Below are 11,065 nucleotides of genomic sequence, written 5' to 3'. Positions count from 1 at the left end.
TAACCATTTTAACCACTCAACCACTCAACCATTTTAACCAGTCTCACCTCTTATACGCGTCTTCGCTTCCTGTTATCTCTATAATTTTTGCTTTTGATTCAAGTTTTTTTCTTAAAATCTCAACATCTTGAATATCGCTTTCAATTTCTAACTCACATATATTGCTATACTCAATATTCCTTCCAAGCTCAATAGAGATAACATTTATATCAAGTTTAGCCATATATTGCAACAGTGAAGCCAATGCTCCTTTTTTATTTTGCAACGATATAAGGAGTTTATATTTTGGTAGTCTGCTTCTTGACCAAGATACAAAAAGCATCGGCTCACCGCTATTTAATAACGAAATCGCATGCTCGCATAATTTATGATGAATTATAGCAATATTTCCCTTTTTAAAAGCTACAATTTCATCTCCCATTTTAGGATTGCAGCAGTAATCAAATTCGATTGAAGAGATATTAAAGCTTGAATAGATTACAAAGTTATCGAAAATCTGTTCTTTTAGTTTTATATTTTTGCCGCCTATAAATGGCAAAATTTTCTTTTCTTTTCTTAAATTGGATAAAAATCTATTTTTTATCTCTTTAAAAAAATTGATATCTGTTGGGAGCTTATAAATAACATTTTTTAAATCATTTTCTTCTATCCATCTTTTTATCTCATCTTTTGAAACTCTAAGTTTACTTGATAATATATTTATAGCGCTTTTTGAATTGATCTCTTTAATCTTTTGTTTGCAAATTTGCCTCATTTGCTCTTTGGCTTTTGAGGTTTTAACCGCATCTATCCAACTGCACCTAAGAATAGGTTTTTCCGAAGTTACTATTTTTATAATATCTCCATTTTTTAATTCTGTTAAAAGGGTGCTTTTTTGCTTATTTATATATACCTCTTTTGCTCTATTGCCAATATCTGTATGAACCGCATATGCAAAATCCAAAGCGACAGCGCCTCTGGGCAAAGTAAAAAGATCGCCTTTTGGAGAAAATACCGAAATATCTTCACTATATAGATCATTTTTAACCAATTCAAAAAACTCTTCAATATTTTCATTTTGAAATTGAAGATTCTCAAGCCATTTTAGATTTATTTCATTTGATCCGATTTTATATTTCCAATGGGCGGCAACCCCATATTCCGCAGTTTTGTGCATATCAAAAGTTCTTATTTGAACCTCGAAAATTGAAGTGTTGTCAAATACGGTAGTATGAATCGTTTGATAACCGTTTTCTTTAGGTATAGCTACATAATCTTTAAATCTCATAATTAAAGGTTTAAAGTTTAGATGTATAGCGCCTAAAGCTTTATAACAGTCAATTTTGTGCTTTACAAGTATTCTAATGGCAAGAAGATCTAAAACCTCTTCTATTGAGATACCTTTTCTTTGCATTTTTAGATATATCGAATAATAATGTTTAATTCTGCTGATGATATTAAATTCGTTCGCCCTAAAACCGTTTTTTACTAAAACCTTTTTAACATCATCAATAAAATTATTTAATTTTATCTGAAGCTCTTGTTTATGTGAACTTAAAAAATCATCAATCTTTTTATACTCATTTGGAAAAATATAATAAAAACTTAAATCCTCTAATATATTTTTCAAAAAAGATATTCCAAGGCGATGTGCTATAGGTGCGTAAACAACAAGGGTCTCTTCGGCTATTCTTTTTTGTTTATTAACGGGCAAAGCATCCAGGGTTAACATATTATGCAATCTATCGCAAAGTTTTATTACCAATACTCTTACATCTTTGATTGAGGCTATTAAAATTTTTCTAAATGTTAACGCGGAAGTTATCAATTTTTCGTTTGAGTATGAAGGTATTAAACTCTCATCTCTTATTTCAACGATTTTTGTTAAACCTTCAACAATTCTTGCTACATCTTTTCCAAAATTTTGTTCAATCTCTTCAATCTCAACGGGAGTATCTTCTACAACGTCATGTAAAAGAGAAGCTATTACCATAGTTTGATCTTGTGATATATACCCTACGATTGAAGCTACAAGAATCGGATGAACCGCGTAGGGTTCACCGCTTTTTCTAAATTGATTTTTGTGAGCGTTAATTGCGAAGTTTAGAGCGTATTCTACTTTTGGATCTTTTTTTATTATATTAAATAAAATATTTTTAGCTTCATCTAAATCGTGGCACTCTTTAATCTTTTCAATAAATTTCTTCATTAATTTTTACGATTTACTCTTTTTCAACTTCAATTTTTAATAAACCCTCAGCTATCTCCATTATAGCAATATCTGTATATTTATATTTTTTTATATCCACATCTACCAAAGGTTCATCTCCGTTAGCCAGTTGATTTGCTCTTTTTGCAACAACAACAGAGAGCAAATATCTATCATAATTCATTTTTTTTAAAGCTTTTGCAGCAATCTTTTCCAATCTCATCGATTCTCCTTTTTATTTATCATTTGTAACAACGGAAGCTTTTGAAAAATCACCGTTTATTATATTTAAAAGATTGTTTTTTTCAAACATATTACATACTACAATAGGTAGCTTGTTATCCTTAGCAAGAGCTATGGCAGTATCGTCCATAACTTTGATATTATCTTGCATAGCCTCTTCGTAAGTTAGTTTATCAAGTTTTTTTGCGTCTGGATATCTGTTTGGATCTTTATCATAAACACCGTTAACTTTTGTAGCTTTTATTATCATATCAGCACCAATCTCAATAGCCCTTAGAGTCGCGGCGGTATCGGTAGTAAAAAATGGATTTCCCGTTCCTGCGGCAAATATTACTACTCTGCCTTTTTCAAGATGTCTAATGGCTCTTCTAACGATAAAAGGCTCACATATCTCTTCCATCTTTATTGCGCTTTGGACTCTAACTTTTATTCCGTAATATTCTAACGCCTCTTGCAAAGCCACCGCATTGATAACGGTTGCTAGCATGCCCATATAATCACCAGAAGATCTTTTTATGATCCCCTCTTTTGCGGCACTTACGCCTCTTATTATATTTCCTCCGCCAACAACCAAACCTACCTCTATTCCCTTTTCAACCAAAATCTTAATCTCAGATGCTATAAATTTAAGAATCGAGGTGTCTATGCCGTATCCGCTTGAAGTAGAGAGCGCTTCGCCTGAAAATTTTACTAAAACCCTTTTACTCATCCTTAACCTCTATTTTTATTTTTGAAATTTTACTTAAAAACTCTTTAGGAATTCATTAGAAAGTGAGTTTATATTATCTTACTTTAATTAAGTCAAGAGGATTGATATGATAACTGTTTTTTGTTACTTCAAAAATAAGTTTTGTATTTACTCTTCCTATAACGTAACCTTTTTTTACTTTTTTACCCTTTTTGATAGTTGGTGCAATTTTGTCTATATGAGCGTAAATAGTATATAATCCCCTTTTATGTTTAATAATAATCACGTTGTTTAAATGGGGAGTTTTTTTTGCCAAAACAACTTTCCCGTTTAATACGTTCTTTACTTTAGCTTGGGGGATTAGGGGCTTTAACTCTATAAATTCGTTAAAGATTTTAATATTATAAATTGGATCTATATAACTGCCATATCTTTTTACTATTTTAAATTTATCTAAAGGAGGGATCGTTTTTGGCCCTTTGTATCTTAAAGTTTTTACCCTATGATAAGATTTGCCGATAGTTTTTACTTTAAATTTAGATGCCTTATTTCCTTTTAAAGCGACATTTTTTTCCTCTTTTAATATTTGAAGTTTGTTTAATGTGGCCCTTAAGCTTTTTTGTTCTTGAAGAAGCGTTTTTATTGCATCTTTATATTTTCTTTTTTTATAACCAAGAAGTTTTAAAGACTCTTTTTTTTGTTTTTTTAAACTAAGAAGTTGTGCTCTTTTTTTATCTAACTCTTCTATCTCTTTTTGTAATTGGCTCAATCTTTTTTGTTCGCTCTTTAGAAGTTTTTTTGTATCTAAAAATTTTGAACTTAACTTCTCAATTTTTTCTTTTTCACTTTTTTTAATAGCTTTTAATATCTCTTGATTTATTATATCTTCATATGTCTTTACAGCCAAATTTTCCATAATCAAGGATTTTGAAAAATATTTGGCTATCAAAATGGTTAACCTCTCTTTTAAGTTCTCTTGCTCTTTTAAAAGAGCAGAAGCGTTTTTTTGTATATCTTTTAATTTAATTTTATTTTTTTTGTAAAACTCCTCTTTTTGTGATAACTCTTTTTGTAGTTTTTTTAATTTTTGATCCACTTTTTTTATATCGTTTCTTATTTTTTCTATCTCTTTTGCTATTTTATTAAGTTTTGTATTTAATCCTTTAATGCTTTTTTCTTTTTTATAAAGCTCTTTTTTTGAATAATAGATCTTTCTTTCTATATCGCTTTTAGAAAAAGAGAGTGAATAAAGCAATATAAAAAATAAAAAAATCTTTATCATTCTTTAAACTGCCTTGTAGATACGTAAATTACGCTAAAGAGTGTTATTATTAGACCAGCTGCGCCCAATATAAAACAGTCTTGAATAATTTTTTCCAAACTAATATTTATATTGATAAATTCAAAAAACTCTTTTACTATTTTAGAGTTTAATATATAATAATAAGCACCGATTAAAGCCAAAGTACTTATAAACGTATCAACAATAGCAAGTCTTATCAAAAGACCGCTTCTCATCCATAGGGGTGCGCCAAAAAGCTCCATTATATACATTCTCTCTCTATGTTCCAAATGCCAAACATGAATCTGCTTTAATATAAGCAAAAAGCTTATTATTCCGATAAGCAATAGAAAAATTTTTGAAATCTGTTTTAATACAAGCAAAAGATTGAAAATTTTTGTATGAGTTTTTGAAAATGTTTCAATCCTTTGAATTGAGTCTAAATTTATTAATCTTTTTTTTATTTTATTAAGCTCGTATGATGATGGAAAATGGTTTAGATATAGTTTATAAAATTTTGGTAAAAATCTTTTTAAAGCATTAACATCTATATCTATATTTTCGTTTTTTAGTCTATTTATCATATATTTTGGATCTATCTCTTCAAGTTTTGCAATATCTACATAACCTTCTAAATCTTTTTCTTTCAACTCTTTTTTTGCAACCAATATAATCGTATAATCCTCTTTTAGATTTACTTCATATTTTTTAATTATTTTATCGGTAATCATATAAAATTCAATGGAAAAAAATATTGCAAAAAGGGGAATAATCAAAGAGAGATGATTTTTAAGAGACTTCATAAATTGTTCCATCCTCAATATGAAAATGTTTGTAATTTGTATGTAAATTTGTAGGTATATGATGAGTTACGACTACTACAGTAGTTCCTAACTGTTCATTTGCTCCAACTAAAAGATTCCATATAAGATTTGAAGAGTAATCATCCAAATTTCCAGTTGGCTCATCGGCTAGGATAATTACCGGATTGTGGGCCAGGGCTCTTGCCATTGCAACACGTTGCTGCTCTCCTCCGCTTAATTCTAAAGGATATTTATCGGCTTTATTGGAGAGTTTTACGTGTCTTAAAAGCTTTTTAGTCTGCGTTTCGCAAATATCTTTTGAATATCCAGCAATTATTAAAGGAAGCATAACATTTTTTTTAACGCTCCACTCATTAATAAGTTTATAATCTTGAAAAATAATGCCAAGATATTTTCTTAAAAACCTAAGTTTTGAACTTTTGATATTGTTTAATTTTACTCCTCCAATTTCCAATATACCGCTTTGAGGTTTTAAAGCCCCATAAAAGGATTTTATCAAAGTAGATTTTCCGCTTCCGCTTGGCCCGGTTATAAAAACAAAATTTCCGCTCTCAATAGAAAAATTGCTATTTTTTATTACATGCTCATCTTTTTTATACCCGAGTGTCAACTCTTTTGCTACGATAACTTTATTTCCCATTTAATAACTCTTCTATTTTTTTGTGTGCTTTAATATTACCAGACGAAAGAACCGGTTTTTTAGGAAAATATCTTAATTTTTTATTCTCTAAAATAAGATACTTATGCTCTGGTCTATCAAAATTCCCAAAAGATAACCTTATTAATGCTCTATTATCATCAATCTTATAAACTTTTTCAAAGTGAACAAAAAAATCATCAAACAACTTCGGTTTTAAATCTATTTTTTTTATTAATTCATCCAAATTATATTCTTTTTTAAATTCAAAATCAAAACTTAAATTTAAAGGTTTTGATTTTTCTATATTATACATTCTAATATCAAATATATCTTTATTTAGCCTTTTCCATCTATCTTCATATTTGCTCACTATTGGAGGTTCAATATTTTTTGTAACCTCTAATTTTACTTTCTCCTCATCCAAAAAAAGCTCTAAAGCATAATCAAAATAGTTTTTACTATCGGTTCTTAACTCTAAAATCCCGTCAACTTTTAAAACCCTTTTTGCCTCTTGAATAAATTTTTTAGAGATTACCCTTCTATGAGGTTTTTTATCCCAAGGTACCGGAAAATGAACGAAAATTTTACCTACTATATTTGAAGGAACAAACTCTAAAAAGAGTCTTGCATCATAATCGATTATATAAAGATTTTTAATATTTTGTATCTGAATCTGTTTTAAAACCTGTTCAATTGAAGGTTTGTGTATCTCAATCCCTATAAAAAGTTTGTCCGGATTTTTCTTAGCTTGATATAAAAGATGCCTCCCGCTTCCAAAACCTATCTCTATCCATACCTCTTTATTTTTAGGAAAGGAGTTTGCAAAAAATTCTATCGTTTTTAAATATTCTTGACTCTTTTTAAAATGTTTTTCGTCTATTTTTGAAATATTTGTTCTAATTACTTCGCACTCAGCAAGATCGCAAAAGTTTAGAAGAGCTTTTTTAATGATGGTATTTGGTGAAATTCTTGTTATTTTATCGCTTTTTATAATGAAATTATTCTCTTTTTCCTTAATAGTTAATAAAAAAAAGGTGTTATTATATTTTACTCCAACAAGAGTCTCCTTTGAGTTTATATAAGGTTTCGCAAACCACAAAAACTCAAAATTATCCTTTTTTTGCGGTGTTTTAAACTCTTTATATTTTTTTACGACTATATGAGGCATATTCTATTTTTTAATAATTACTTCAACAGGTTCTGAAGGTTTAGATATGATTTGATATTTATCTATAGCATAAACTCTATATTCATATTTTACACCTGGAACTATCGATCTATCCACAAAAGATGTGGTTAATATATTTTTATATTTATATACTTTTTTATCCAAAATACCTTGTTTTTCCTCTTTTATAACCATATATTTAACCGCTCTATCGTCTGATGCTTTCCATTTGATAACCACTGCTTGATCGTTAATGTTTGTAGAAACTATAATAGGTGGTTGGGGTTTTGGGAGAGTGCTACCCATAACCGGGACATCTTGTTTAAAACTCTCAAGCCCATCTTTATCCACTGCGGTTACCTTATAAAACTTTTTTACCCCATCTTCTCCTATTAAATCAACATATTTTGTTCCTTTAACCTTTGCATGAACTATTACAAAACCATATGAAAAAGGACTTCTATACACATTGTAATGATCTATATCTTTTTCGGGGTTTGGCTCCCATGAAATTATTATTTTCTTGGGTAAATCCTTTGTGGCTTTTAGACCTTTAACCATTTTTGGTCTTGGTTTTGTAAAAGCTTTTACAACTTTACTTGGAGAAGAGACGATTCCGTCAAATGTTCTTACCCTTATTCTATAAAAATATATATGGTTATCTTTTAAATCTTTATCTATATATTCTGCTTGCAATCTATTTTTAACAACGGCTATCTCTTTCCATTTTGGATCATCCTGCTCGCTTCTTTCTATGATATACTCTTTTACCCTGGAGTTTGGATGGGGTCTCCAAATTATTTTTACCCTCCTTGGAAGATGGCTAATAGCCTCTATAAAACTTACACTTTCAATCAAAGGCAAGGTTTTAACTCTAACAACATCGCTTGGGACAGATTCCCTTCCTTCTTTATCGTATGTAGACATTCTATAAAAATATAAAGTATTTGGCTTTAGATCTTTATCCACATAATGGGTACTAAATCTATCTTCAATTACTGCAACTCTTTTTAATTTCGAATAGCTGCTACCTCTATAAAGATAATATCCTTCAACTCTTTCGTTATAAACTGGATCCCACTCAAAAGCAACGGAAGTAATGTCGGCTATTACTCTTATTTGCTCAACTTTAGGAAGCGATGGATCGATTTTTGGCTTTTGTGCAACTCCGGGCCGTTTGGCACAGCCGCTAACAAACAGTATCAAAAAGCTTAATAAAATTATCTGGTAAAATTTTTTCATATATATTCCCCCAATCAAATCTTTTTTTCAAAAATAGCTCCATATCCTCTGGCAAAGGAGCTATAAATCTCATCTTTTTCTTAGTTTTTGGATGGATGAGATATAAAATATATGCATGCAAATAGACTCTGTCTATTTTAACATTTTGGCTCTTAAAACCATATAAACTATCTCCTAAAATATGTCTTGAAATAGATGCCAAATGAACCCTGATTTGGTGGGTTCTTCCGGTATACAATTTGGCGCCGATAAGTTCATATTTTTCATCAAAACTTGTAGCAATTTTCACAAAAGCCGTTTTTGCGTATCTTCCACCTTCGACAATACCCATTTTCAATCTATTTTTAGGATTTCTAGCGATCGGTTTTTCGATAATTATATTTTCTTTTAAAGGAGGCTCGATTATTGCTAAATAATATCTGCCCATTTTTTTTGATTGAAGCTGCTCTGATAAAATTTTATGAGAAAGATTATTTTTTGCTATCACCAAAAGACCACTTGTCTCTTTATCAAGTCTATGCACGATTCCTTGCCTTTCATCTCCGGCAATAGTTGATAAAGAGATCCCCATTTTTTTAAGCCAATCTACCACAGTTGCATCTTTCACGCTTGGTGCGGGATGAACGGTAATGCCGCTTGGCTTATTTATAACTAAAATATCATCATCTTCATAAACAATCTCAATATCAAAATCGACCTTTGCAAAACTTTTTTTCTCAACTTCTGGAATAATTACTTCAACAGTTTCGTTCCCCTTTAATTTTATTCCACCTTTTTTTGCAACTTTGTTACCAACTTTAACATAGCCCTTTTTTATTAATGCTTCCACTTGGTTTCTTGAAACATTTAAAACACTACATAAAAACTTATCAAGCCTCTCTTCTTTTTGCGCCTTAAACTCTTTTTTTTCCAAAAATCAACCTTTATAGTATAATTTCAAAACTTATTTTACGGAAAAAAATATGAAATTTATGATAGATAGAAGAATAATAACACACTTTGATTTTATTTTAATACTTTTAATTATTCCTATCGTAACACTCTCTTTCAATCTAATATCCGAAATAGACCCGATTCTTTCAAAAAAACAGCTTGTTTATATATCTATAGGGATCGGAGCTTTTATACTATTTTTTTTAACGCCCCTTAGAGAATATAAATGGCTAATACCAACAATATATTGGATCAATATAGCTCTTTTAATTAGCGTTGATCTTTTTGGTGTAAGCAAATTAGGTGCAAAAAGATGGCTTGAAATACCTTTTATCCATTTTACGATACAGCCATCTGAAATTTTCAAACCGGCGTTTATTTTAATGATTGCCTACTTAATTCAAGAAAACCCTCCTCCTAAAAAAGGATACGGATTAAAAGATTTTTTAAAAATCTCTTTTTTTATTCTTTTGCCATTTATTTTAATTGCAAAAGAGCCCGATCTTGGAACGGCGCTGATTCTTTTAATCATAGGTTATGGGGTTCTTTTTGTTGTAGGTGTAAACTGGAAAATATGGGCTTCTATTATAATATTTTTATCTCTTTTTGCACCTATCTCTTATAAATATCTTCTCCATGATTATCAAAAAAAAAGAATTCATGATTTTTTAAGTGAAAAACCGAGCTATCATGTTCAACAATCCATTATCGCTATAGGTTCTGGCGGTCTTATGGGAAAAGAAAAAGATGAAGCCACGCAAACACAGCTTAAATTTTTGCCTATAGCCTCAAGTGACTTTATTTTTGCATATTATGTAGAAAGATTTGGTTTTTTTGGAGCACTTTTTCTTGTTTTTTTATACGCTCTATTAATACTTCATATACTTAGCCTAAATTATAAATTAAAAGGTGATTATTTTACCCAAGTGGTAGCAACAAGCATAGCAATGTTACTTTTTATGTATATGAGCGTAAATATCGCGATGACCATAGGACTAGCCCCCGTTGTAGGAGTCCCTTTGCCACTTTTTAGCTACGGAGGCAGTAGTTTTGTAAATTTTATGATTCTTTTTGGGATTTTAGAACATCTACTTGCATTTCGTTTTAATTTTTTGTATAATTCCACCCGTGCTTAACAAGTTTCCTGTTGGGCTCGTAGCTCAGTTGGTTAGAGCAACCGGCTCATAACCGGTTGGTCGCAGGTTCGAGTCCTGCCGAGCCCACCACATAAATCTCACACATTATAAACTTCTTTTTTTCATTTAGATCCACAAACATAAGTTACGTCTTTTATGGCTTTTGCCCAATGCGGAGTATTTGGCGGAGAATTTAACCTATCTCCCGGTTTTAACAAAAACTCCTTTTTTTCATTTGCTATAATAATCTCACCTTCAATAACCCATCTTACTTCTTCAAAAGGATGAGTATGAGTTGGATAAAATGTTCCTTTTTTATCTTTCCAAATAAATATATTAAAATATCCCTCTTTTTCTAAAATCTCTTTTATACTTTTAAAATCTAAAACTCCGGTTTTTTCATACTTCATCTTAAAAACTCGCTACCACATTCTTTGCAGTGCCAATTTGGTGCATCTATACTTCTTGCAATAGATCCTATTTTTATCTTTTTTTCTTTCTCTTTTTCTAATAAATCTTTATCTATCTTAAAGCCATAAATTATAGGTATTACATATTTATTTGTCTTACAATATCTACATCTAGGAATAATTTTTCTTCTTATTTTTGAGTTTTGTTTATTCAAGCAAAGATCCTTTTACTAAATATTCTCAAAATTTTTTAAATAATATTAAGTTTTGATATAATAAAAAATAAATCTTTCAGGAGTAATCAAATAAAA

The 11,065-nt window shown here is 30.0% G+C and carries 12 protein-coding genes and 1 tRNA gene; 2 read left to right on the top strand and 11 right to left on the bottom strand.

Features of this window, described 5'->3' with window-relative positions:
* Positions 1-43: 43 nt before the first annotated feature.
* The 9 genes from AC30RD_RS02905 to AC30RD_RS02865 form a co-directional block, all read right to left on the bottom strand.
* Entirely contained in the window at positions 44-2,188 is a 2,145-nt protein-coding gene (locus AC30RD_RS02905; protein WP_489492703.1) for a RelA/SpoT family protein, read from the bottom strand.
* Between the two features lie 13 nt (positions 2,189-2,201).
* Positions 2,202-2,411: a DNA-directed RNA polymerase subunit omega gene (locus AC30RD_RS02900; protein ID WP_489492702.1), complete on the bottom strand. Its 210-nt coding sequence runs from the start codon at positions 2,409-2,411 to the stop codon at positions 2,202-2,204.
* Between the two features lie 12 nt (positions 2,412-2,423).
* Positions 2,424-3,140, bottom strand: a complete 717-nt coding sequence (pyrH, locus tag AC30RD_RS02895) for a UMP kinase (protein ID WP_489492701.1) — start codon at positions 3,138-3,140, stop codon at positions 2,424-2,426.
* A gap of 73 nt (positions 3,141-3,213) precedes the next feature.
* Positions 3,214-4,401, bottom strand: a complete 1,188-nt coding sequence (locus AC30RD_RS02890) for a murein hydrolase activator EnvC family protein (protein ID WP_489492700.1) — start codon at positions 4,399-4,401, stop codon at positions 3,214-3,216.
* Positions 4,398-5,204 carry an FtsX-like permease family protein gene (locus AC30RD_RS02885; protein WP_489492699.1) on the bottom strand — a complete coding sequence of 269 codons (807 nt, stop codon included), beginning with the start codon at positions 5,202-5,204 and terminating at the stop codon, positions 4,398-4,400. The genes AC30RD_RS02890 and AC30RD_RS02885 overlap by 4 nt, the downstream gene beginning before the upstream one ends.
* A complete protein-coding gene (locus AC30RD_RS02880; RefSeq protein WP_489492698.1) occupies positions 5,191-5,865 on the bottom strand; it encodes a cell division ATP-binding protein FtsE in 675 nt (224 codons plus the stop codon). Before AC30RD_RS02880 ends, AC30RD_RS02885 begins: the two co-directional genes overlap by 14 nt.
* A complete protein-coding gene (trmB, locus tag AC30RD_RS02875; RefSeq protein WP_489492696.1) occupies positions 5,855-7,033 on the bottom strand; it encodes a tRNA (guanosine(46)-N7)-methyltransferase TrmB in 1,179 nt (392 codons plus the stop codon). The genes AC30RD_RS02880 and trmB overlap by 11 nt, the downstream gene beginning before the upstream one ends.
* A gap of 3 nt (positions 7,034-7,036) precedes the next feature.
* Positions 7,037-8,275 (bottom strand): fibronectin type III domain-containing protein, encoded by a 1,239-nt coding sequence (locus tag AC30RD_RS02870; RefSeq protein ID WP_489492695.1) that lies wholly within the window; start codon positions 8,273-8,275, stop codon positions 7,037-7,039.
* Complete coding sequence (locus AC30RD_RS02865; protein ID WP_489492693.1) at positions 8,223-9,188, bottom strand: RluA family pseudouridine synthase; 966 nt, start codon at positions 9,186-9,188, stop codon at positions 8,223-8,225. Before AC30RD_RS02865 ends, AC30RD_RS02870 begins: the two co-directional genes overlap by 53 nt.
* Positions 9,189-9,237: 49 nt before the next feature.
* Here AC30RD_RS02865 and rodA point away from each other — a divergent pair, with 49 nt between their 5' ends.
* Both rodA and AC30RD_RS02855 read left to right on the top strand, forming a co-directional pair.
* Positions 9,238-10,344 (top strand): rod shape-determining protein RodA, encoded by a 1,107-nt coding sequence (gene rodA, locus AC30RD_RS02860; protein ID WP_489492691.1) that lies wholly within the window; start codon positions 9,238-9,240, stop codon positions 10,342-10,344.
* 13 nt (positions 10,345-10,357) lie between these two features.
* A tRNA-Ile gene (locus tag AC30RD_RS02855) sits at positions 10,358-10,434 on the top strand.
* A gap of 32 nt (positions 10,435-10,466) precedes the next feature.
* On the opposite strand, the gene AC30RD_RS02850 is transcribed toward AC30RD_RS02855, so the two are convergent.
* Both AC30RD_RS02850 and AC30RD_RS02845 read right to left on the bottom strand, forming a co-directional pair.
* Positions 10,467-10,754 (bottom strand): cupin domain-containing protein, encoded by a 288-nt coding sequence (locus AC30RD_RS02850; RefSeq protein ID WP_489492690.1) that lies wholly within the window; start codon positions 10,752-10,754, stop codon positions 10,467-10,469.
* On the bottom strand, positions 10,751-10,969 hold the full coding sequence (locus AC30RD_RS02845) for a hypothetical protein (RefSeq protein ID WP_489492689.1): 219 nt from the start codon (positions 10,967-10,969) through the stop codon (positions 10,751-10,753). The genes AC30RD_RS02850 and AC30RD_RS02845 overlap by 4 nt, the downstream gene beginning before the upstream one ends.
* Between the last annotated feature and the right edge of the window lie 96 nt (positions 10,970-11,065).

The organism is Nitrosophilus sp. (assembly GCF_982775275.1).
This window is presented reverse-complemented; position numbering and strand designations above follow the sequence as displayed.